Raw genomic sequence first — 21,932 nt, forward strand, 5'->3', positions numbered from 1 at the left:
ATGAGCGGCGTCGCCGGAATTCTGCTGAGGCAGGAAGGCAGGCAGGCCGCCGCGGCCGACATCCAGCGCATGCTTGCCCGCATGCAGCATCGCGCGCCTGACGGCAGTTCGTGGTGGATCGACGAGGGCGTCGTTCTTGGCCACGCCTGGCTCAACACCACCGATGAAGCCGGCCCCGGCCCGCTGACCATGGCCGGCGGCAAGCTCGCAATCACCGCGGATTGCCGGCTGGACAACCGCGACGAACTCTTGGCCAGGCTCGGCATCCGGGACAATTCGGTTGCCGACGCCGTGCTTGTGATGAGCGCCTATCTGCGCTGGGGCGAAGCCTGCCCCGAGCATCTGCAAGGCGACTTCGCCTTTGCCATCTGGGATGGCGAGCGCCGGCAGCTGTTTTGCGTGCGCGACCATTTCGGCGTCAAACCGTTCTACTATCATTCGAGCGACCGGCGCTTCGTCTTTGCCTCGGAGATCGGGCCGATCCTCGATGCCGGCGGCGTCGACATGCGCATCAGCGAACACCAGATTTCGGGATTCCTGGCCGGGCTGCCCGACGATCCGCAGTCGACAGCCTATGCCGATATCTTCCGCCTGCCGGCGCGCCACAGTCTGACAGTGACCGGCAACCAGGTGGTGCTGCGCCGCTACTGGCAGATCGAACCCTCGCCAAGGCCGATGCGATCGGACACGGCCGAGGAATTCCGGCATCTGTTCTCGCAATCGGTCCGCAACCGCATGCGCGGCACGCCTGCGGTCGGTGCTATGCTGAGCGGAGGCCTCGATTCCTCCTCGATCGCCTGCGTGGCGGGCCTGCAGAATGCCGCCCAGCAAAGATCGAGGCTGCCGACCTTCTCGCTGGTGTTCGAAAAGGGCTCGCCGATGGATGAGCGTCCGTTCATCGAGGCGGTGCTGGGCCAGCAGAAGGTCGACGGCACTTTGATTTCGGTCGGCAATTATGCCCCCTTCGCCGAATTCGACCGCATCCTGGAGGAGCAGGAAGAAACGTTTCTTGCGCCCGGCCTGTCGCTGACCCGCGACATCTACAGGACCGCCGGCGGCAAGGGCATGAAGGTTCTGCTCGACGGCCATGGAGGCGACGAGGTGGTTTCGCAGGGCCACGGCCATCTGCACGAACTCGCCTATGCCGGCAAATGGATGGAGCTGTGGCGCGAGCTGCGCAGCGCCTCCAACACCTATGGCGATGGCATGCTCGGCCTCTACTACCAGTTCCTTACCCTTTACGGGCCGGCCTGGCGCATCGCGAGAATCAAGCGGTTCGCGAACCGCGTGCTTGGCAAATTGCGGCGCCATCCCACTGGGCGGCCGGCGACGAGCTGGCGCGCCCTGATCAATCCGGACCTGGCGATGCGTACCGACCTCGTCGAACGGTTCCGCAGGGCCGGCTATATGCCGCCCGCGGTCAGCGCCAGCGAGACCTTGACCCATCGCTGGCTGCTGTCGAACGGCATGGTGCCGCACGCCTTCGAGGTACTCGACAAGGCGGCGGCGAATTTCGGCGTCGAGCCGCGCTACCCCTTCTGGGACAAGCCTCTGGTCGAGTTCTGCCTGGCACTGCCCGGCGCGGAAAAGCTGAACCAGGGCTTTGGCCGCTCGGTGTTGCGCCGTGCCATGGAAGGAATTTTGCCCCCGGCGGTGCAGTGGCGGCGCGACAAGATCGATTTCACCTCCAATTTGGTCAAAGGCATGCTGGGCAACCACCGCGATCTCCTGGACAAGGTGCTGGTGAAAGATGCGGCGCGGATTGCCCCTTACGTCAACCTGCCTGAGGTGACCGCCGCCTATGGCCGCATTTCCAGCCAACCCGAGGCCGCGACCTTGCCCGATGTCCAGTATGTATGGCGTTCGATTTCGCTATCGTTGTGGCTGCGGCAGGTGCAACAGCGCGGGAGCCACTGATGATGCCGGCCAACATGCCTCTTGCCGCTGATGACCGCCATGCAATTGCTGCTCGCGCACAGCACTTCTACAAAGCCTATGGGCTGACGATCGCTTCGCAGGTCGAACTGCCTGAGCTAGAGCCGAGCGAACCAGCTTGCGTCGATGTGCTGATCACGGTCGGCCCGATCGACCTGCCAAAACCCTCGCCCGAGACCGGAACTGCTTTCCGTTTCGAGCCGCGGCAGCAATATTTGGCATGGCAGACGGTCGGCGCCTTCCTGATCACCGATGCCTGCCGCATCGAGGTGGAGCCGGCGCCCGATGTCGACGATGCGCTGCTGGCGTTTCCGCTGCTCGGTCCGGTCATGGCACTGCTCCTGCACCAGCGCGGCCTGCTCATCCTGCACGCCAGCGCCATTGCGGTCGGCGGCAAGAGCGCTGTCTTCATGGGCGACAAGGGCGCCGGCAAATCGACGACGGCGAGCGCGATGATCCGTGCCGGGCATCGATTGCTGACCGACGATGTCGTGGCGCTCGATCTCACGGACCGGCCGATGATCGTTCCGGGTTTTCCGCAGTTGAAGCTCGCCGCCGATGCCGCCGCCGCGTTTCCCATCCGCCAGGCAGAGATACGCCCGCAGGTGCATGCGGCGATCGACAAGATGCAGCACCGCCTGCACGCCGGATTTGCGGCAGACGCGGTGCCGGCGACCCGGATCTATATCCTCGAGCGCAGCGACAAGGCAGCGATCACGCCGCTGCCAGGCATCGGCGCCCTGCCGGCAATCATCAAATTTTCCTATGTGACGCGTTTCGGCCGTCCAGCCCTGGTCGGCGATTTTGCCACGACACATCTTCGCCAATGCGCCGCCCTGGCCAGCCAGATCGGCGTCTGCCGCCTCGAAGTGCCCACCGGGCTCGACCGTATCGGCGAAGCCGTCGCCCTGATCGAAAACGATCTGGCGGCCGACAAAGGGCCGCGGTGACTGACATGTCCGCATCGCAGATCCTGCGCTTTTCGTTTTGCCGCGATGTCGCCGGCTTCGGCGCCGCCATGGCCCGGATCGGCGGGCGCAGGACCTTCACGGCATTGCTGTTCCTGATCCTGGGAAGCCTGACCGAAGGCATCTCGATCCTGCTTCTGGTGCCGCTGCTGCATCTGGTCGGGCGACCCGAGCAGAATTTCGCGGTCAGGTTGCCTGACCGCGACTGGGTGCGCTGGCTGGCTCCGGACGGAACGCTGCAATTGACCACGGTGCTTTGCCTGCTGGTCGGGCTTGTCGCGCTGCAGGCAGCGTTCAACCGCTATAAATCCGTCTACATGGCGCGGCTGCTGCTCGACTTCATCAATCGCCTGCGCATGAACCTGTTCGAGAGCATCGGCAAGGCGCGGTGGGGGATATTCGCGCGCATGCGCAGCTCCGATCTCGACCATGCGCTGACCGGCGATATCGACCGCGTGCAGTCGGCGGCGTTCTCGCTGCTGATGCTGGTGCAGATCGCCGTGCTTCTGGCGGGTTATCTCGTTGTCTCGCTGTTCATTTCGACAGTAATGACGGCGTTTGCCATTGTCGTCGGCATCGTCACCTTCCTGGCACTGCAGCCGTTTCGGGCACGAGCCAGCGCCTTCGGCCGGGTTTTGACCAGCAATCGCCAGGAGCAGTACCGAACGGTCTCGGAGTTCCTCGGCGGCATCAAGGTCGCCAAGAGCCTGAATGTCGAGGCGACCTATTACGCGCAGCTTCGCGCGACGCTGGAGAAGATGAAGGCCGACAACATCAACTATGTGCGCAACAGCACCATCGGCACCGCTCTGTTCCAGGTCGCCAGCGTCATTGGTCTGAGCCTGTTCATCTATGTCGCTTTGGTCCGCTTCAACCTCTCGCTGGCCGAGATCGTTGTCCTGCTTCTGGTGTTCATGCGCATCGCGCCGCGTTTCATGGACATGCAGATGCAGGCGCAGCAGGTGCTGATCAACCTGCCGGCCTATGCCTCGATGCGCGACATGCAGGCGCGTTTCGATGCCGAACGCGAGCCGGCAAACCTCGAATCGGATGCCAAGCTGTCGCTCGATGTCGGGCTCAACATCCGCAACGTCTCCTTTGCCTATGAGGCCGGCGGCAAGCCGGTGGTGAGCGATGTGACGTTTGGCCTTCCCGCCGGCAAGGTAACGGCGCTGATCGGTCCGTCAGGCTCGGGCAAGAGCACGCTTGCCGACATGCTGCTTGGCCTGCTCGAACCGAGCGAGGGCAAAATCCTGGCCGATGGCGTCGAGATCGGCGCGGCCAACCGCCGGCGCTGGCGCGACCAGGTGGCGTATGTGCCGCAAGACGTGTTCCTGCTGCACGATACGATCGCCGCCAATCTGCGCCTTGCCGCGCCGCAAGCCAGTGACGCGGAGCTGTGGACTGCACTGCGCGCTGCGCATGGCGCCGACTTCGTCGAGCGGCTGGAGTTGCGGCTCGACACGGTGGTCGGCGACCGCGGCGTCCGGCTCTCGGGCGGCGAACGCCAGCGCATCGCGCTGGCGCGCGCGCTGCTGCGCAAACCTTCGCTGCTCATTCTCGACGAGGCGACCAGCGCGCTCGACTGGCAGAACCAATCCCTGATCGCCAAGTCGATCGACGGCTTGCGCGGATCGATGACGATCCTGACCATTGCGCACAGGCCATCGATGATCGCCTTCGCCGACTGGGTGGTTGCAGTCGAAAACGGACGAATCGTCGAAGTCGGGCAATATCAGAGGTTGAAAGCGAAGGCCGGCAGCCGCCTGTCGAAAATGCTTTCAGGCGAGCAATCGGAACCCGAGCCGGCCGAAGCAGGCTGAGTCCGGCAGCAAGATGATCCGAGGCCGACCTTGCGGCTTCAGACTGCTCAATGCACGCTGCGCCTCGCCGAGAGCTTCTCGCCTTCAACCGCCTTGTCGGCGCCGAGGCTTCTTTCGGCGTCGCGAGCCCTGTCGGCCGATGTCGGCGCGCTGCTGGCGATCATAACATACACCAGCAGGAAATAACCGACTTGGATGAGGACAGCGCAGCCGATGACGCGAAGCACCGTTGTGGTGACCGTCGCGCCGTCGACATAGGACCACGCGACCACGATCGCGAGGGCGAAAACCATTCCAATGACGAATTTTGGTAATGACATGTTCGGCGGCCCGTCAACCGGCCCGAGCATGCAAAAGCGATGACTTACCCACCCGAGTATCTCCCCATTCGCCATGCGAGCTTATTTAGCTGCTCTTTTTCGGCCGGTTGCTTCCGGCCTTCCCAACCCATCCAGACTCTATCAGGAATAATTTGCGACTCTATTAAGGCGCGAAACTGACGGCAAGGGCAACCTGCAATAATTTTCGGCTTGGCGGCGGCTTGGACTCCGCCATGCTGCGATGCACACGCAGGGGTGGTGACCTAACTCGTCATGCGCTTTATACTACAGTAGAATCTACAATGTTGTTAGTATTTTACTTGATTAATTTAGCAAAGCCAGTGATTCGAAAATCAGTTAAAGCCGTTCCCTCTGCGGCAAAGGACGATTTGCCCAAAACCCGCCGAAAAAACGCATTACATTTCCTACGGTTGCTAATTATTCGTCACAAACCCGCCATAAAGGGCAAAATTTGGGCAAGGAGGGTTTATTATTTAGTCAATTCCTGACGTGACTATTTCAGCCATATGGGAAATTGTGTGTTGCGCTGCAGCATTTTTTTGGTATCGTGGCATAAACCATCCGTTCAACGTATGGAGCTTTTGCATGAGGGACGTTGCCAAGTCGGCCAATGCGGCATTTTCGCATGTCGGCGTAGATTTTCCGCCACCCATCGGCGGGCTGCTGAAGCGCAGTTTCGATATTTTCGGTTCACTTGTCGGCTTGGTGGCGCTTAGCCCGCTGTTCCTGATGGTGGCCCTTCTGGTCAAGCTTTCCGACGGCGGCTCGATCTTCTACGGCCACAAGCGCATCGGACGCGGTGGGCGGATTTTCCCCTGCCTCAAGTTCCGCACCATGGTCGAAGACGGCGAACGTGTGCTGGCCGCCTATCTCGCGGCCAATCCGGAAGCCAACGCCGAATGGATCGCGACCCGCAAGCTGAAGAACGATCCGCGCGTCACCCGCGTCGGCGCCGTTCTGCGCAAGCTCAGCCTCGACGAGCTGCCGCAGATCATCAACATCCTGCAGGGCGACATGAGCCTTGTCGGGCCTCGCCCGGTGGTGCGTGACGAGCTTGAGATCTACGGCAGCGCCGCGGTCTATTATTTGAAGTCGCGGCCGGGCCTGACCGGGCTCTGGCAGGTCAGCGGACGCAACGATGTCTCCTATGACAGCCGCGTCGCGTTCGACCGTCACTATGTCGAGAACTGGTCGCTGTTCGAAGACGTTCGCATCATCCTCAAGACCGTGCCTGCGGTGTGGATGTCGCGCGGTTCCTACTGACCGACCGCAACTGGTCAGCAATCGGGCCGGTACGGCCCGAAGCCAATCCGGTCCAAAGCTATTCGGCGATGGGCCGGTCTCGCATTGCAGCCATAATTCTGCCAGGTTCCGAAGGAGGCACTCGGCAGCAGGTCTATCGGGCGGATGGGGCCAAAACGGATCGGAAACGTTCAGTTGAAAACAGACATATCAGCGTATTTTCGCCTTGCCGGCCCGATGCGGCCGGCACGGCTCGTCGCCACGTGCCTCGCTCTGTCGCTCGCGGTTCCGGCCATGGCCGACGAGTACCGGCTCGGCTCGCAGGACAAGCTCAACATCCGCGTCGCCGAGTGGCAGACGGTGGAAGGCACGTTCCGTGACTGGTCGGCGGTAAACGGCGAATATTCGGTCGGTCCCGCCGGCAATTTGTCGGTGCCGTTCGTCGGCGAACTGCCGGCCGCCGGCAAGACCACGTCGGAGGTTGCGGCTGCCATCAGCGTCGCCCTGCAGCGCAAGCTTGCCTTATCGGACAAGCCGGAAGCCTCGGTGGAAATGGTGCAGTTCCGGCCGTTCTACATCTCGGGCGAGATCCAGACGCCTGGCCAATTTCCCTATGTGCCGGAGCTGACCGTGCTCAAGGCGATCAGCATCGCCGGCGGCATCCGGCGCAACGCCGATTTGGGCACCCAGCTCGGCAAGGACCTGATCACCGCCAAGGGCAATTTCGACATTTATGACGACCAGCGCGTGCGGTTGATCGTCAAGCGTGCCCGCATCGATGCCGATCTCGCCGGCAAGGAGAGTTTCGAGGCGCCCAAGGAAGTCGAGGGCGACCCGCGCCTGGCGACAATCGTCGCCGACGAAATGCAGATCCTGATCTCCGACCAGAAAGCGTTGAAGCTGAAGCTGCAGGCGCTTGACGATCTGAAAGGGGTCCTGCAGTCCGAAATCGAGGCGCTGCAGAAAAAGATCGTCAACCAGCAAAAGCAGGTCGACCTGGCGCAGCAGCAGGCGGACAGTATTGGTCCGCTGGCGCAAAAGGGCCTGGTCGCCAACGCACGCCTGCTTTCCTCGCAACAGTCGGTCACCGATCTGCAGGGCAAGATCCTGGACTATGAGACGGCGATCCTCACCGCCAAGCAGTCGGTCAGCAAGGCGACGCAGGATGCCATCGATGCCCAGAACACGTTGAACTCGAGACTTGCCGCCGACCGGCAGCAGGTCGAAGCAGACCTCAACGAAGCCGCACTCAGGGTCAACATGCAACAGGGCCTGATGGCCCAGGCATCGGACCCGGCCACGACCGCCGCCATCACAAACAACAATGAAGAGCCGGCGCTCATCTATTCGCTGGTGCGCGTGACCGACGGCAAGACCAGCGAGATCGACGCCAAGGAAGATACGCCGGTGCTGCCGGGCGACGTTATCAAGGTGAAGCTGGCGCCGACGGCCAGCCAGTAACCTGTTTGTTTGGAGCAATTCCGGACGGAAACCGTTTCCCACTTTTCCCGGAATTGCTCTAGCGCTCGGGCTCGCTCGGCGAGGCCCGCGCGATGGAGGCGGGAGGAACAAGTTCGGCTCGTTCGCGCCAGGGTGCGGGCGGGAACTTCCGTTTTCCGACCGCTTGAAGGCATTCCATGCAGCCCGCCGCACCGCGCCACGTCTACCTCAATCTCGATGCCATCCGCGGCGTCGCGGCGATCAGCGTCATGCTCTACCACTTCTCGCCGTTCCTGGCCGCCGGCAAGGTGCTGCCGTCGAGCTATCTGGCGGTCGACTTGTTCTTCCTGCTCAGCGGCTTCGTCATCGCGCATGCCTATGACCGCAAGATCGAAAACGGCATGGGCTTCGGCACGTTCCTGGCGATCCGCCTGATACGCCTCTACCCGCTCTACCTCGCCGGCACGCTGCTCGGTTTCTTCTATCTCATCGTCAAGAACCGGCTGATTCCGGCGGAATACATGCCGATCTCCGAGATCGGCACCATGCTGACGACCGGCATGTTCTTCATCCCGCTGGTCAGCGATGCCTATCACACGATCTTTCCGCTCAACCCCGCGTCGTGGTCGCTGTTCTTCGAGCTGATCGTCAACATCGCCTATGTCGCCGTCTTCTTCCTGCTGACGAAACGCGTGCTGAGCGTGCTCATCGCCGTCAGCCTGGTGCTGCTGGTGGTCGCCTCTATCATTGCCGGCACGCTCGACTTCGGCATGACCGGCTCGACCATCATCAGCGGCCTGCCGCGCGTCTGTTTCTCGTTCTTCCTGGGCGTGCTGCTTTGCCGGTCCATGACACGCTATCAAAGCGGGCTCGGCTTCCTGCGGCGCGGCTGGTGGGTCGAGGGTGCGATCGCGCTGACGCTCATCGTCTTTGCCATCGCGCCGGCCGGCGGCGCGCGCGTCGCCTACGATCTCGCCTGCGTCGTCCTGGTCTTCCCGGCGCTGGTGGTGGTCGGCACTATTGCGACGACGGCGCCGCGCCTGTCAGGCCTCTATGGCTGGCTGGGGCGGATTTCCTACCCAATCTACATCATCCACACGCCGCTGCTGATGATCATCGCCGGGGCGGGCAAGGCCGCAGCGATCGACCCGTTCGCGCATCATCCCTGGTTCGGCATCGTCATGGCGGTTTCCGTCATCGTCATCGCCGACATCGCCACGCGCCTCTATGACGAGCCGTTGCGCCGCTTCCTGCAGCGGCTAATGCTGCGCAAGCGCGCCGTCGCCTGAGATAAGCAAGTCAGACGCGCGCCGGCATGCGGCCGTTGGCGGTGTTCTCGTCCGGCACCGGAACATAGGCCCGCCTTGCCCTGGCGAGCGGCACCGGGCGCAGCTTGAACAGGCCGTAATAGACGATGAACGAGGCCATGAAATAGGGGCCGAGGATCTCGACCTCGAAGAAGGAGCGGATCAGCATCATGCCGACCGCGCCGGCGAGCACCACTGAATCGGCGCTCCAGTCACCGAACACCACCTTCGAAACATGGCCCCAGAAGGAGCGCAGGATGATCAGCGCCAGCATCGTCACGCCGATGAAGCCGAGCTCGACCAGCGTCTCGATATAGGTGTTGTGGAAATGGAAGCCGGTGCGGGTGGAGATGTAGAACTCGGCCCAGAGCCGTTCCGGATCGGCAAAACCCTGGATCCAGTAGGCGGCATAGCCATAACCGAGCACCGGACGCTGCTGCGCGGCGGCCCAGCCCTGTTCCCAGAGATAGGTGCGGCCGGTCAGCGTCGAATCCTTGCCGAAGATGCCGAGCACGACATCGAGCAGGCCAAGGTTCAGCGCAGCCATCACACCGCCGACCAGCGCGGTAGCGCCGACGACGAACAGCACGCGGCGGTAGCGGCGTGACAGAACCTTGCTCATGGCAAGCAAGGCAACGACACCGATCACCGCCGGAAGCGAAGCGACCGACGTCGCCGAGTGGGCGATCGCCAGCATAAAGACCGACAGCAGGATGATCGGCGCGGTCCAGACGAAGCTCATCCAGTTGCGCCGGTAGAAGGCCAGAAAAGCGAAGCAGAAGAAGATGCCGAGCGAGGCGAAGAAGCCGATCTGGTTCTTGGAGCCGAAGGCGCCGACGAAATTGGTGGTGCCGTCGATAGTGTCGAGCGCATAGGCGCCAACCTTCAGCGAATACAGCAGCACGATGAAGATGCCGATCAGCGAGCCCAGCACCAGCGTGCGCGTGCTGATGGTGCGCGCCGCGATGTAGGCGCACAGCATGTGGGAGAAATATTGCAGCCCCGCCCGCGCGCTGGTGCCGGCCGCTTGCGACCAGAACAGCGACAGGCAGACATAGGCCGCAAACAGCAGCGGCAGCCAGGCGCTGGAGAGATCGCGGGCGAAACGCCGGTAATCGACGAACAGCAGCGGCAGCCATACCAGATAGTAGGCGAGGATCAGGATCTGGCCGAAATTGGTGGAGTAGGCGAAGGCAAAGACCGACACCGCAACGGCGAAGGCGGCATAGGCCTTGTTGTTGTCCGGATCGATCAGAATGGATTTCGGGATCTTCATATCCGTACCGGATTTCTCATGCTGCCGCCTTTCGGCCGGGCTGAAGCGCCCATGGTCGGCTTTTCTGCGTCATGCGCGATCGCCGGAACCTGCCCTTGCCGGACCCCGATCAGCGGGCATCCATTGTGCAGTGCACAATATAACCTCTATCGCCTGTCACTCAATGGCAAATTTGCCGCGAGGGGTAAAGTTGCTGCAGGCAGGGCCAAAACGACCATGCAACCGACAAATGGCGTTAATGCGGCTCGCTCGTTTCGAAAATTCAAACTGGCCGCTACCACAGCGCTCCGCCGGTGATCTGGATGTTTTCCATGGTGATGCCCTTGGCCAGATCCGAGCACAGGAACACGGCTAGAGCCGCGATTTCCTGCGGCTGCAGCATGCGCTGCTGGGGATTGCCCTTGGCGATCTCGGCCATCGCTTCCTCGGCGGTTCTGCCCTTGCCCTCACGCTCGACCACCTGCGCCACGTTGCGGCGCATCAGTTCGGTCTCGACCCAGGTCGGGCTGATCATGACGCAAGTGACACCGTGCGCGGCGCCTTCCAGCGCTACACAGCGGGTAAGGCCGAGCAGCCCGGCCTTCGAGGCGCAGTAGGCCGGGTTGTCCTTCCAGCCGACGGAAGCCGCCGTCGAGCCGATGTTGACGATACGGCCCCAGCCGCGCTCGATCATGCCGGGCAGCACAGCTCGGGTGACGCGGAACGCTCCGCTGAGATTGGTGTCGACGATCTTGTCCCACAGCGCGTCGGAATGGCCGCAGACCGGCTGTTCGGCGGTGGTGCCCGCGGCATTGACCAGTATGTCGGCCGGGCCGATGGCGGCCTGCACGTCGGCTGCAAACCGGTTGGTCACCTCGCTGTCGCGGACATCGAGATGGGCGGCACAAACCCTGGTGCCGTGTGCCGACAGGGCCAACCGCACGCCCTCGAGTTCATCGGCGCCGGGATAGTAGGCGGCGTCGGATCTGTCGGCGCCGGCGGGCGCGATGTAGGAGCCGACGGCGACATTGGCGCCGGCTTGCGCCAGGGCCGTAGCAATGGCGAAACCCATGCCGGAAAACCCGCCGGTGACGATGGCGCTGCGGCCGGAAAGGTCTGTCATGGTGGGCAGTCTCCGATGCGACGTACGATGCGTTTATTCATAGTCCGTCGCCGGCTAGGAGCGCTACCTTGCCGGCAACGCGGCCGTAACATCGAGTTTCGCTAAAGCGGTTTGCCCAGCCACTCGCGGTAGAAGCCTTCGAGATCTGGCTCGAAATCATGGACGATCGGGTAGCCCGGCGCCGCCGCTTCCACTTCGTGCATGGTGCCGCATTGCGGGCAGATGAATTCGCGGATTTCCATCCATTGCGGATCGGGGATATCGCTGTTGGGATAGATCTCGCGCAGCGCTGCCTCGGTGTTGCGCACGTTGATCGCGGCCTTGAGCTTCCAGTTCTTGCGGTAGTCGCCGAAGGAGTGGCCGCATTCGCAGCGGGTGATGCGCTCGTCGCCGCTCTGGCAGATGAACAGGTGATCCGAGACCGGCAGCAGGATCGGGTCCTTCCAGGTGACACGGTCCTGATAGACGGCGAGCATCTTGAAGAAGCGGTCGTCGTCCTTGTAGGCGCTCATGATGCGCTTTGTCTGAGGCCAGGGGAGCTTGCCGGCTGAGAGATCGCCGAGGACTTCCTTGCTGTACGAGGTCATGGCTTTGCTCCCGGCATGAAGATCGATCTGGCGTCGACGGTCCAGAAATCGCTGAAATCCCTGGTGAAGCGCGACGACAGCTTGATCGCGCTGGCATACATTTTCTTCACCTCGGGCGCGAAGTCGGCCTTCTCGACACGGCCGTGTTCGGCAGCGATCCAGTCGGAAACCGGGATCGCCTTGGCCAGACGCTCTCTGCGCATGGCGGCACGACGTTCGACGGTGGCGTCGATATCGGCAACCGGATAACCCTCGGCGTCGTCCTTCAGCACGATGCCGAAAATCTGGATCGCCGCCTGGCGGGTGAGAAAACCGTTCTCGACATCCCAGGCGGTCTTGACCGGATCGCGCTCCAGCACGTCACCGTGACCGCCGCCACCATTGTAGGAATGGCTGAAGATGTCCCCCGACTTGTGCGGCGAGGTGATGTAGGGGCCTTCGACCACGGCATGGTCGCCGCCGATGTTCTTCTCGTAGTCGGAGACATGCGGATCGATACCTGGGGCATGCGCGAGCGGTTCGCCTTTTGCCGCCAGTTCATGGATGTTGGAATTGCGTACCGCGCGATGCTTCTGGCAGGTCGGCGCGGGATAGCCGCCACACATGCCGCCATTGTCGAATACCCGCGAGGAGTGTTCCGAGGTGTGCAGTCGCAGGTGCGAGGTCTTGTTGATCAGCCAGGTCGAGACGAAGGAACAGCCGCCGCGATATTTGCCGGCGCCCCCTGAATTGGGGACGATCGAGCGGCCGATATAGACCATCGGCATCGATTGTTCCCAGACCTCGATGTTGCCCATGTCGGATTCCGGATTCCAGCCGACATAGGCGGTGTCGAGGCCATCGGCGATGGCCAGCGCGCCGGAGCCGGCGGCGGCGCATTCGAAATGCGCCATGCCGAACGGCGTACCGTACTGGCTTTCGCCGCCCATCTCGATCATCGGGCTGTTGACCTGGCCGACGAAGGCTTCCTCGACGAAGCCGCGCGCGACGAAGCCGCGCGACAAAAGGCGCTGGAACACGCCATAGGCCGGCAGCAGCAGCGCCCAGGATGTGGCGGTCGCCACCATCTCATTGTCGGGGTTGGTCCAGGTGCCGTGCGGCAGCTTCAGCTCGGTCGCCATCCAGGCGCCGTCATTGACCAGGCCCTCGAAATTCATGTGCTGGGTCAAGGTGACGAACATGCCTCCATCCATGCCGGCCGGCGTGCAGTTCATCGAATGGTAGCCCCAGGGCTGCGTGCCCTCGAAGTCCATGGTGATCTTGCCGTCGGTGGTGATCTCCATCTCGATCGGGATGTTGTAGAGCCAGTCGGGATCGCCAAGCAGCTGGAAGCCGGGCTTGCCCGCCGTGACATGGCCGTAGAAGGTGTGGCCGCGATAGATGCCGGGCACCGTGAGTTGGCGGGTGCGGGCGAGCTGGGCGCGACGGCCCTCCTCGATGAACTCCTTCGACACCTTCATCCAGTAGTCGAGGCCGATGTCGGAGATCAGCTGCTTGACGCTTTCGCGCATGTCGATGCAGGAGGCGACCTTGGCCTTCTCGTCCAGCACCCAGTAGATCGGCATGCGCAGATTGCGCTCGCAGCGGATGACGTAGTCGCGGCGGATCTCGTCATTCTCGCCGATCTTTTCGGCGCAGACGAACAGGCCTTCGGTGAAGCGCTCTTGCGCCAGGCAGACGTCGCCGCCGGGCGTGATGCCGCCGGCCTCGAGCTCATGGCAGACGGCACCTGCCCAGCCGACAAGCGTGCCTTCATGGAAGATCGGCACCACGTCCATGACGTCGGGCACCTGCACGGTGCCGATGAAGGCATCGTTGTTGGCAAAGATGTCGCCTTCGCGGATCTTCGGGTTTTCCTCGTAATTGTTCTCGATCATCCATTTGATGAAGCGGCTCATCGTGTGGACGTGGACCATGATGCCGTTGGACAGCGCGATCGCATCGCCCTCGGGCGTATAGATCGCCACCACCATTTCGCCGACTTCGCGCACGCCGGGCGAGGCCGAGATGCGGCGGGCCATTTCGCGGGCCGAGACGCAATAGGCGCGCAGCTTGGTGTGCAGCGTCTCGAACTTCAGCGGGTCCTGGTTGCGTAGCGTGAGCTCGGTGATGCCGTCATAGCAGCCGGTCTCTTCCATCAGCCGTTCTGAATCGAGCAATCGTTCGCGAAGGCGCAGGGCCGAGGCAGGTTTGTCCAACATGGCGATCGCCCTCTCAAGCGTGGGTGTAGTGCAGCAGCGTCCACTCATCGACATGGACACGGTCCTGCGGATGAACGACGAGCGTCGTGGCGGGATGTTCGATGATGGCCGGACCGATCACCTCATGGCCGGGCTGCAGGAGATCCATCTCGTAGAGATTGGCCTTGTGCCAGCGGCCATCGATATAGGCCTCGCGCACACCCTTGTGGGCGGCCGCCGGGTCCGATCTGCCGAGCGGGCGCTTGAGCAGCACCGGCTTGACCTTGTCGGCGGTGGCGATCAATCCGAGCTCGGTGATGGTGAAGCCGGTTTCGCCATAGCGCGAAACGCGATGGTTGACCTTGGCGTAGACCGCCTCGAACTCGTCAATGACCCTACGCATGTCGTCAGCCGAATTGACCTCGGCGAGCGGTGCCATGACATCGACGTCCTCGAGCTGGCCGGTGTAGCGCATCATCAGGAACGGCACGGTCTTGATCTTGTCTCTGATATGGCCGTCGCTGATCATCTCGTCGACCGCCGCCTTGGTGAGATCATTCCAGACGTCGGTGACCTTCTTGCCGAAAGCGAGCAGCTCGTCATCGCTTGGGCGGGCGCCAATGTCGTGCTGCGTCGACACCGAATGCCGACGCATGAAATCGGCGGTGGTGCAGCCGAAGGCCGAGAAGGCGGCGGCAAACTGGAAGGTGATGATGTCCTTGAAGCCGATGCCCCTGGAGCAGCCGGCCAGATGCAGCGGACCCGAGCCGCCATAGGACAGCAGCGTGAATTCCGAGGGATGGATGCCCTGGCCGGAAATGACCCGGCGCAGCGCGTTGTTGGCATCGGCTTCCAGCATGTCGATCATGCCTTCGGCAGCCTCCTCGACCCCGACGCCAAGGATGCTGGAGCATTTTTCCTCAAACGCTTTGCGCGCCTTCTCGACCTGCAAGACGACCTTGCCGCCGAGGAAATAATACGGGTTGAGGCGCCCGAGGATGGCGTCGCAATCGGCGATGGTGGGTTCGGTGCCACCCTTGGCAAAGCAGATGGGGCCGGGGTCGGAACCGGCGCTTTCCGGCCCGAGTGAGACTTTCTTGGTCAGCGGGTCGACCTTGAGGATCATGCCGGCGCCGGCGCCGATCGTGTCGAGATGCAGCGTCGGCACGTTGAGCTTGAAACGGTCCATCAGCGGCTCGTTCTCGATCCGCGTCTGGCCGCGCGAAATCACGCCCATGTCGAAGGACGTGCCGCCCATATCCGAGCAGATCAGCGAGTCGTTGCCGATCAGCTTGCCGACATAGGCCGCGCCGAGAATACCGCCGATCGGGCCCGAAATCATGGTTTCGTGCAGGCGCGGATGGTTGATTGAGGTCAGGCCGCCAAAGGACAGCAGCGTCTGCACGCCGTATTTGAAGCCGTATTTTTTCGAAACGTCCTCGATACCCCTAAGCTGCTTGCGGCCGCGCGACGTCGCGTAGGCTTCGATCAGCACCGAGTTCAGCCGCGACTGTTCGCGGATGACCGGGCGGACCTCGTGGCTGGTGTAGATGAGGATGTCGGCGCCGGCTTTCAGCACCTCCTCGCGGCATATCTCGGCGATGCGCTTTTCGTGCACGGGATTGACGTGCGAGAAGATGGTCATGATGCAGACCGCCTCGACCTTGTCGGCAATCAGCTTCCTGGCCGCAATCGCGACTTCATGCTCGTAGAGCGGCAGCACGATGTCGCCGAACTGGTCGATGCGCTCGGTGACGCCATGGGTGCGACGGCGCGGCACCAGCGGATCGGGATGATGGTGGGTCACCGCATGCAGCCGGTCGGCATAGGAATAGTCGGCCCAGGCCTGCAGGCCGCGACCCATCAGGATCATGTCTTCCAGACCCTTGGTGGTGATCAGGCCAAGCCGGCGCCCGGTGCGCGACAACAGTGTGTTGAGCATGCCGGTGCCGGAATAGAGCACGACGTTGACGCCGGAGAACAGCTGCTCCAGCGAGATGCCCCAGGCGTCGGCCGCGTCTTCGGCCGATGCGAGGAAGCCTTCGGCCTCGTTCTTCGGCGTGGTTGCCGACTTGCCGATCTTGAAGTGGCCGTCCTGGTCGACAAGGATCGTGTCGGTCATGGTGCCGCCGGCGTCGATGCCGATGACGATTGGATTGCCGACGATGGGGCTGGTGAGGTTGGGTTGGGTCACGGTCGCCTCAGGATTGCTGTAGGATGGCTCAAGCTAGATTCCTTGGGCGGCCTTGCGCCATATGCCAAAAGACACAATGTCCGCCGGACCGGGATCGCCGAGAAAAGGGCATGCGCATGGGCAATATCTGGGCGCCGCTCGCCAGAGCGATTGCCGCCACCGGTACGGACAGGCATGTCGACTGCCTGATTGACCTGATCGGAGCCGACATCGAGCACGATCTCGTCACCGTGACCAGATATTCGGCGACGCAGACGCCGGAATTCATCAAGCACCGGCGCTTCTCCGACGAGATGGTCCGGCGCTATCTCGACAATTACTACGTCTTCGACCCGTTCTATGCCTCGTGGCGGCGTGAACGCCGGCTGGGCATCCTGCCGCTGAAGCGGCTTGCCGACGACGAGGCCAAGCGCGGCCAGTACATAGCGGGCTTCCTGGCGCAGTCGGAAATCTGCGACGAGGTCGGCATCATGCTGGCCGATGGCGGCGACTGGTGCCTCGGCATCTTCCTCGACCGCTCGACCTCCACCTTCAAGGAGAGCGAGATCGCCCTGCTGGACGAGCGGCTGCCGGTGTTCGAGGCGCTGCATGCACTCGACATTGAGGCGCGGGGGACGGAATTCTCCCGCACATCGGCGCCGACCGGCCCCGGCGCCTCGCCCCGGCAAGAGCCGACTATTCCTGCGAGCCTGTGGCCGGAGCTTTCCTTGCGCGAGCGCGAACTGGTGCAGCTGATCCTGGCGGGACATCCGACCGCCAACATCGCGGAACGGCTCGGCATCGCCGTCGGCACGGTGAAGAACCACCGCCGCCGCATCTACGAGAAGCTCGACATCACCACCGAACGGGAGCTGTTTTTGCAGTTCTTCCAGCATCGGGCAGACGGTTAGTCCGCCATCGATATCGTCGTCAGTCGTGCAATTGCCTGGAAATCGGCGGGCCGACAGTAAAGCCGGAGAATGTTACCTCAAACCCTTCGCGCTGTGGCGAGCAGCACATCATGCCGACATCGACGAATTTCGAGACCGGGAAATAGGCCAGCCGCACCGGCTTCCAGTGACTATCGGTGGAGTCCAGATACTGGACGCGGATCGCCTCGGCGTGGCGGGTCAGGCGGATGCGGACGCCGTCGGGGCCGGCCGCGATGGCTACAAGGGACCAATCGGAGGTGTCGTTGGTGACGACGACAGAGAAATACGCCAGCCCGTCGGTGTATTCGATGCCGGCCTTGATCCAGTGCGTTTCGCTCAGCCGCAGCATCAGCCCGGCCTGGTCGTAGAGAACCTTGTAGTCGCCCTTGACGGTGACTTCGGCGCTGAAGTCACCCTCGACCGGCCGGTAGAGGAAGTGGCCATTGTCACGCCAGAAGCCGTAGAAGGTCTCGCGCCAGAAGTCGGTTTCCCCGCCGGTGCGCACATGCACCGTGTCGTCGCCGACAACATGATGCGGCGGTGGGTTGAGCCAGGTCAGGTCCTCTTTCGCCGCCGTCATCGGTTCCCCCGCGATCAGCCGGCAAATGTATAGGCTGTCTTTACCGTGGTGTAGAACTCCGCGGCATAGCGGCCCTGCTCGCGCGGGCCGTAGCTCGATCCCTTGCGACCACCGAACGGGACGTGGAAATCGACGCCCGCCGTCGGCAGATTGACCATCACCATGCCGGCTTCGGAGTTGCGCCGGAAATGCGTGGCATGCTTGAGGCTCGAGGTGCAGATGCCGGACGTCAGGCCGAAGGGCGTGTCGTTGGCAACCGCAAGCGCCTCGTCATAGTCCTTGACGCGAATGACGTTGGCGACCGGCCCGAAGATTTCTTCCCGCGAAATGCGCATGGCGTTGGTGCTCTCGGTAAACAGCGCCGGCCGGAGGTAGAAGCCGGGCGTTTCGCGATCGATCCGCTCGCCGCCGAAGGCGAGGTTGGCGCCTTCCTGGCTGCCGATGGCGATATAGTCCTCGTCCTGCTTCAGCTGGCTCGCATCGACGACGGGCCCGATCTGGGTCTTGGCATCGAGCGCATCGCCGATGACGAGCTTTTCCAGGCGCTCCTTGAGCGCGGCAACGAAGCGGTCGTGAATGCCTTCGGTCACCACCAGGCGCGACGATGCCGTGCAGCGCTGGCCGGTCGAGAAATAGGCGCCGTTGATGGCGCACTCGACAGCCGTGGCGAGGTCGGCGTCGTCGAGCACGACCATCGGGTTCTTGCCGCCCATTTCGAGCTGGAACTTGCGCATGTGCTCGACGCTTGCCGCGGCGACGCGTTTGCCGGTACCGACCGAGCCGGTGAAGGTGATGGCATTGAGGTCGGGGCTGTCGAGCATGGCCTGGCCGACCACCGAGCCCTTGCCCATGACCAAATTGAGCACGCCTTTCGGCAGGCCGGCGCGGTGCAGGATGTCGACAATGGTCCAGGCGCTCTCCGGCACCAATTCGGCCGGCTTGAAGACGATGGTGTTGCCGTGGGCGAGCGCCGGCGCGATCTTCCAGGTGGGAATGGCGATCGGGAAATTCCACGGCGTAATGATGCCGACGACGCCAACGGCCTCGCGGGTGATCTCGACGCCGACGCCCGGGCGCACGCTGGGCACCAATTCACCCGACAGGCGCAGCGTCTCGCCGGCGAAGAAGTCGAAGATCTGGGCGGCGCGGATGGTCTCGCCAATGCCCTCGGCCAGCGTCTTGCCCTCTTCGCGCGACAGGGCGCGGCCGATCTCTTCCTTGCGCGCCATGATCTCGTCCGACGCCTTTTTCAGCACGGCATGGCGAACCAGCGGCGCCGAACGCGACCAGGCCGGGAAAGCAGCCTTGGCCGCCGCGATGGCCTGCTTGGCCTGTTCGGCACCGGCCGAGGCATATTCGCCAACGACATCGCCCGTGTTCGAGGGATTGATGTTGCGCGAGCCGGCCTCGCCCACCCACTCGCCATCGATCAGATTTTTACGAAACAGGCTCATGTCGCGGTTTCCTTGTATTGGTTCGCTGGCGGTGCCGTATGCCTGAATTATTTATCAGACAAATGACGACACTGTGAGGGCTGAAATCTAGCTGCGGACTGGATAGCCGATGGCGCGCGGCTATGAAAGCCGCGACCTCAAGATGGACAATATGAAGCGGCCCTGTCAGGTCGGAAAAGTCCAGAACAGGCAAGCCAGCGTCGCCGCGGCGAAGATGACGAAGAACAAGCTCCTGAGCAGGATGTTGCGGCGCAGCCCGTTCATGGTGAAATGGCTGCCAACGATGGCCGCGGCGAACAGGAAACGCCAGTTCAGGAGCGCCCACAGCACGCTGCTCTGGCCGAAAGCCCAGCGGGCGACGAGACAGCCGACAATTGTGGCGAACAGGGCAATCACCGCCCAGAACAGCGCATCCGCAGCATGGGTCAAGACGATGCCGGCGGCGCGGATCGGCAGGATCATCATCAGCATGGCGCCGAAAAAATAGACGGCGGCGAGCGGCAGGAACGAGCGGGCATCGGCAATGCCGTCCAGCCGCCTCACGCCGATCGCGCCATAGGGATAGCCGTGCCTGGCCACCGCCAGGCTGAGCGCCATGAGCAATGCGGTGAGCACCGCGACCAATGCGAATGTAATGAGGGCCTTGCTCATGCCGTTCCTTGTTCTGATGCCCTATCCGGGCCGAATCACAAGGAGCGATTTTAGCGCACGGTCCTGAATTGCGCGTCAGCTTTGGTGAGCGCCGATCTTCACCGGTCGCTGTTTTCGAAGGCGCCCATGCCTTGCGCGATCAGATTAGTGGCCATGACCAGCGAGACGATGGCCGCCGAGTTGAAGATCACCACCCACCATTTGCCGCCGGTCAGGAAGCCGTAGCCGTCGGCGACCGCCAGTCCCCAATCGGCTGAGGGAGGCTGGATGCCGAGGCCGAGGAAGCTCAGCGTGGCGATCGAAAAGAAGGCATAGCCAAGCCTTGTGACCAGCTCGATGAGAATGGTTTCCCTGACATTAGGCAGGATCTCGAGGAACATGATGGAAAGAGCGCTCTCACCGCCGAGACGAGCGGCGCTGACATAATCGCGTTCGCGCTGCTCGCGCACGGCGGCACGCACCGTCCGTGCCACCAGCGGGGCATAGGCGATGCCGATCACAAGGATGACGGTGAGGTTCGATGGCCCAAGCGCGACCAGCGCCATGGTGACGAGGACGATGAAGGGAAAGGCCATCAGCGTGTCGAGCAGCCTGGCGCCGATGGCGTCGATCAGCCCGTCGAAATAGCCGAGCACGAGGCCAAGCACGCTGCCGGCGGCAACGCCGAGCAGTGTTGCTGCCGGCGCGACCAGCAGGATGTCACGCGAGCCGACGGCGATGCGCGACAGCACGTCGCGGCCAAGTTGGTCGGTGCCGAACCAGTGCGCCGCGTCGGGCGGCGCCAGCATGACGAGGAAATCCTCGGCATAGGGATCGTAGGGCACAAACAGGCTGCCGAACACGGCACAGCCGACCCAGAACAGCAGGATCAGCGAGCCGATGATGACCGAGGGCGGCAGCTGCGAAACAGTCTCGCGGATGCGACTTGCTGCCCGCCAGCGCAGCGTACGGCGCTCCGGCAATTCCATCAGTTCCATCATGGCGAGACACGGCGGCGCTGCCGCGGATCGAGCAAGGCATTCACGAGATCGCCTGCCGCGGCCGACAGCACGAAGATGGTCGCCATGACCAGCACGCCGGCTTCGAGCATCGGGAAATCTCGCGCCTTGGCGGCGTTGAGGACAAGGTTGCCGAGGCCCTGTATGCCGAACAGGGCTTCGATGACCACCAGACCACCCAGCATGTAACCGGTCTGGGTCGCGAGCACGGCGATGGTCGGCGTCAGCGCATTGCGCAGCACGTGCCGGATGAGTATCTCGCGACGCTCAAGGCCTTTCAGGACGGCGGTGCGCGTATAGTCGGCGGCCAGCGCCTCGATCACACCGGCCCGCGTCATGCGGGTGATGTAGCCGGCAAGGTTCAGCACCAGCGGCAGCGCCGGCAGGATCAGATAATAGCCACTGACCCACAGCCCGGCGCCATCGGGAGCAGCGCCGGTGATCGGGAACCAGTTCAGCCACAGGCCGAAGACGATGAGCAACAGCAGTCCGGAGACGAAGTCCGGGACGATGCCGAAGGACACGCCGGCGAGTACGATCAGGCGGTCGATAAAGCGGCCCTGGTTGAGACCGGCGACGATGCCGGCGCCGATGCCCAGCGGCAACAGAAAGACGAGGATAATTCCGGCAAGGGCCGCCGAGCGCTTGAGGCTTTCCAGAACGAAGGGCGCCACCGGCAAACGCAACGACAGGGAGGTGCCGAAGTCGCCTGACAGCACGCTGCTGAACCAGTGCCAGTATTGCACGAGCACCGGCTGGTCGGCGCCGAGCTGCCTGTTCAGCGCCGCGACGGCCTCGGCATCGGCGAACGGCCCGAGCATGAGGCGACCGACATCGCCGGGCAGAACCTGCCCGGCGAAGAACACCAGCATGCTGACCAGCCACAGCGTGAGCAGAAGCGAGGCTGCCCGCACCAACACAGTGCGGCCGGTCAGCATCGGAT

At 63.0% G+C, this 21,932-nt stretch carries 18 protein-coding genes; 7 read left to right on the top strand and 11 right to left on the bottom strand.

Going from position 1 to position 21,932, the window contains the following annotated elements:
* From NKH22_RS05165 to NKH22_RS05175, 3 genes are read left to right on the top strand one after another with little or no spacing between them, the layout of a single operon-like run.
* Positions 1-1,917, top strand: coding sequence for a lasso peptide isopeptide bond-forming cyclase (locus tag NKH22_RS05165; RefSeq protein ID WP_023711263.1), 1,917 nt, complete (start codon positions 1-3; stop codon positions 1,915-1,917).
* Positions 1,917-2,885: a phosphoenolpyruvate carboxykinase (ATP) gene (locus NKH22_RS05170; protein ID WP_023715553.1), complete on the top strand. Its 969-nt coding sequence runs from the start codon at positions 1,917-1,919 to the stop codon at positions 2,883-2,885. The genes NKH22_RS05165 and NKH22_RS05170 overlap by 1 nt, the downstream gene beginning before the upstream one ends.
* Before the next feature lie 5 nt (positions 2,886-2,890).
* Positions 2,891-4,726 carry an ABC transporter ATP-binding protein gene (locus NKH22_RS05175; protein ID WP_023822121.1) on the top strand — a complete coding sequence of 612 codons (1,836 nt, stop codon included), beginning with the start codon at positions 2,891-2,893 and terminating at the stop codon, positions 4,724-4,726.
* Positions 4,727-4,773: 47 nt separating this feature from the next.
* Here NKH22_RS05175 and NKH22_RS05180 read toward each other — a convergent pair whose 3' ends face one another.
* Positions 4,774-5,076: an exopolysaccharide production repressor protein gene (locus NKH22_RS05180; protein ID WP_348524462.1), complete on the bottom strand. Its 303-nt coding sequence runs from the start codon at positions 5,074-5,076 to the stop codon at positions 4,774-4,776.
* 576 nt (positions 5,077-5,652) lie between these two features.
* Between NKH22_RS05180 and NKH22_RS05185 the strand changes: the two genes are divergently transcribed.
* From NKH22_RS05185 to NKH22_RS05195, 3 genes are all read left to right on the top strand, one after another.
* Positions 5,653-6,330: a sugar transferase gene (locus NKH22_RS05185; protein WP_023668816.1), complete on the top strand. Its 678-nt coding sequence runs from the start codon at positions 5,653-5,655 to the stop codon at positions 6,328-6,330.
* A 216-nt stretch (positions 6,331-6,546) separates the two neighbouring features.
* A complete protein-coding gene (locus NKH22_RS05190) occupies positions 6,547-7,770 on the top strand; it encodes a polysaccharide biosynthesis/export family protein (protein ID WP_032885928.1) in 1,224 nt (407 codons plus the stop codon).
* Positions 7,771-7,946: 176 nt separating this feature from the next.
* Positions 7,947-9,038 (top strand): acyltransferase family protein, encoded by a 1,092-nt coding sequence (locus tag NKH22_RS05195; RefSeq protein WP_023822118.1) that lies wholly within the window; start codon positions 7,947-7,949, stop codon positions 9,036-9,038.
* A 10-nt stretch (positions 9,039-9,048) separates the two neighbouring features.
* On the opposite strand, the gene NKH22_RS05200 is transcribed toward NKH22_RS05195, so the two are convergent.
* The 5 genes from NKH22_RS05200 to NKH22_RS05220 all read right to left on the bottom strand — a co-directional run bounded on the left by NKH22_RS05200 (position 9,049) and on the right by NKH22_RS05220 (position 16,395).
* Positions 9,049-10,332: an O-antigen ligase family protein gene (locus tag NKH22_RS05200; RefSeq protein ID WP_023822117.1), complete on the bottom strand. Its 1,284-nt coding sequence runs from the start codon at positions 10,330-10,332 to the stop codon at positions 9,049-9,051.
* 274 nt (positions 10,333-10,606) lie between these two features.
* A complete protein-coding gene (locus NKH22_RS05205) occupies positions 10,607-11,434 on the bottom strand; it encodes an SDR family NAD(P)-dependent oxidoreductase (RefSeq protein ID WP_023822116.1) in 828 nt (275 codons plus the stop codon).
* A 101-nt stretch (positions 11,435-11,535) separates the two neighbouring features.
* Positions 11,536-12,021: an acetone carboxylase subunit gamma gene (locus tag NKH22_RS05210; protein WP_023729650.1), complete on the bottom strand. Its 486-nt coding sequence runs from the start codon at positions 12,019-12,021 to the stop codon at positions 11,536-11,538.
* Positions 12,018-14,222: a hydantoinase B/oxoprolinase family protein gene (locus NKH22_RS05215; protein WP_352909084.1), complete on the bottom strand. Its 2,205-nt coding sequence runs from the start codon at positions 14,220-14,222 to the stop codon at positions 12,018-12,020. Before NKH22_RS05215 ends, NKH22_RS05210 begins: the two co-directional genes overlap by 4 nt.
* A 13-nt stretch (positions 14,223-14,235) precedes the next feature.
* On the bottom strand, positions 14,236-16,395 hold the full coding sequence (locus tag NKH22_RS05220) for a hydantoinase/oxoprolinase family protein (protein ID WP_023822114.1): 2,160 nt from the start codon (positions 16,393-16,395) through the stop codon (positions 14,236-14,238).
* A gap of 110 nt (positions 16,396-16,505) precedes the next feature.
* On the opposite strand from NKH22_RS05220, the gene NKH22_RS05225 reads away from it, so the two are divergent.
* Positions 16,506-17,285: a helix-turn-helix transcriptional regulator gene (locus NKH22_RS05225; RefSeq protein WP_023822113.1), complete on the top strand. Its 780-nt coding sequence runs from the start codon at positions 16,506-16,508 to the stop codon at positions 17,283-17,285.
* 19 nt (positions 17,286-17,304) lie between these two features.
* Here NKH22_RS05225 and NKH22_RS05230 read toward each other — a convergent pair whose 3' ends face one another.
* The 5 genes from NKH22_RS05230 to NKH22_RS05250 form a co-directional block, all read right to left on the bottom strand.
* The gene (locus NKH22_RS05230; protein WP_023822112.1) at positions 17,305-17,886 is read right to left on the bottom strand and encodes a DUF1349 domain-containing protein; all 582 of its coding nucleotides are present in this window, start codon (positions 17,884-17,886) and stop codon (positions 17,305-17,307) included.
* A 14-nt stretch (positions 17,887-17,900) separates the two neighbouring features.
* Positions 17,901-19,340: an aldehyde dehydrogenase family protein gene (locus NKH22_RS05235; protein WP_023822111.1), complete on the bottom strand. Its 1,440-nt coding sequence runs from the start codon at positions 19,338-19,340 to the stop codon at positions 17,901-17,903.
* A gap of 165 nt (positions 19,341-19,505) precedes the next feature.
* Positions 19,506-19,991, bottom strand: a complete 486-nt coding sequence (locus NKH22_RS05240; RefSeq protein WP_023745190.1) for a hypothetical protein — start codon at positions 19,989-19,991, stop codon at positions 19,506-19,508.
* A 98-nt stretch (positions 19,992-20,089) separates the two neighbouring features.
* Entirely contained in the window at positions 20,090-20,971 is an 882-nt protein-coding gene (locus NKH22_RS05245; RefSeq protein ID WP_023668828.1) for an ABC transporter permease, read from the bottom strand.
* Positions 20,968-21,927: an ABC transporter permease gene (locus NKH22_RS05250; RefSeq protein WP_031198523.1), complete on the bottom strand. Its 960-nt coding sequence runs from the start codon at positions 21,925-21,927 to the stop codon at positions 20,968-20,970. Before NKH22_RS05250 ends, NKH22_RS05245 begins: the two co-directional genes overlap by 4 nt.
* Positions 21,928-21,932: the final 5 nt, after the last annotated feature.

The sequence above is a fragment of the Mesorhizobium sp. M1252 genome (assembly GCF_040318265.1).
Lineage (GTDB): Bacteria > Pseudomonadota > Alphaproteobacteria > Rhizobiales > Rhizobiaceae > Mesorhizobium.

What these genes read in the sequence shown, in the direction of transcription:
- NKH22_RS05170 (WP_023715553.1), top strand. Translation starts at nt 1,917, where the DNA reads ATGATGCCGGCCAACATGCCTCTTGCCGCTGATGACCGCCATGCAATT.
- NKH22_RS05230 (WP_023822112.1), bottom strand. Translation starts at nt 17,886, where the DNA reads ATGACGGCGGCGAAAGAGGACCTGACCTGGCTCAACCCACCGCCGCAT.
- NKH22_RS05205 (WP_023822116.1), bottom strand. Translation starts at nt 11,434, where the DNA reads ATGACAGACCTTTCCGGCCGCAGCGCCATCGTCACCGGCGGGTTTTCC.
- NKH22_RS05235 (WP_023822111.1), bottom strand. Translation starts at nt 19,340, where the DNA reads ATGAGCCTGTTTCGTAAAAATCTGATCGATGGCGAGTGGGTGGGCGAG.
- NKH22_RS05185 (WP_023668816.1), top strand. Translation starts at nt 5,653, where the DNA reads ATGAGGGACGTTGCCAAGTCGGCCAATGCGGCATTTTCGCATGTCGGC.
- NKH22_RS05210 (WP_023729650.1), bottom strand. Translation starts at nt 12,021, where the DNA reads ATGACCTCGTACAGCAAGGAAGTCCTCGGCGATCTCTCAGCCGGCAAG.
- NKH22_RS05180 (WP_348524462.1), bottom strand. Translation starts at nt 5,076, where the DNA reads ATGCTCGGGCCGGTTGACGGGCCGCCGAACATGTCATTACCAAAATTC.
- NKH22_RS05240 (WP_023745190.1), bottom strand. Translation starts at nt 19,991, where the DNA reads ATGAGCAAGGCCCTCATTACATTCGCATTGGTCGCGGTGCTCACCGCA.
- NKH22_RS05195 (WP_023822118.1), top strand. Translation starts at nt 7,947, where the DNA reads ATGCAGCCCGCCGCACCGCGCCACGTCTACCTCAATCTCGATGCCATC.
- NKH22_RS05225 (WP_023822113.1), top strand. Translation starts at nt 16,506, where the DNA reads ATGCGCATGGGCAATATCTGGGCGCCGCTCGCCAGAGCGATTGCCGCC.
- NKH22_RS05190 (WP_032885928.1), top strand. Translation starts at nt 6,547, where the DNA reads ATGCGGCCGGCACGGCTCGTCGCCACGTGCCTCGCTCTGTCGCTCGCG.
- NKH22_RS05215 (WP_352909084.1), bottom strand. Translation starts at nt 14,222, where the DNA reads ATGTTGGACAAACCTGCCTCGGCCCTGCGCCTTCGCGAACGATTGCTC.
- NKH22_RS05200 (WP_023822117.1), bottom strand. Translation starts at nt 10,332, where the DNA reads ATGAAGATCCCGAAATCCATTCTGATCGATCCGGACAACAACAAGGCC.
- NKH22_RS05165 (WP_023711263.1), top strand. Translation starts at nt 1, where the DNA reads ATGAGCGGCGTCGCCGGAATTCTGCTGAGGCAGGAAGGCAGGCAGGCC.
- NKH22_RS05175 (WP_023822121.1), top strand. Translation starts at nt 2,891, where the DNA reads ATGTCCGCATCGCAGATCCTGCGCTTTTCGTTTTGCCGCGATGTCGCC.
- NKH22_RS05245 (WP_023668828.1), bottom strand. Translation starts at nt 20,971, where the DNA reads ATGATGGAACTGATGGAATTGCCGGAGCGCCGTACGCTGCGCTGGCGG.
- NKH22_RS05250 (WP_031198523.1), bottom strand. Translation starts at nt 21,927, where the DNA reads ATGCTGACCGGCCGCACTGTGTTGGTGCGGGCAGCCTCGCTTCTGCTC.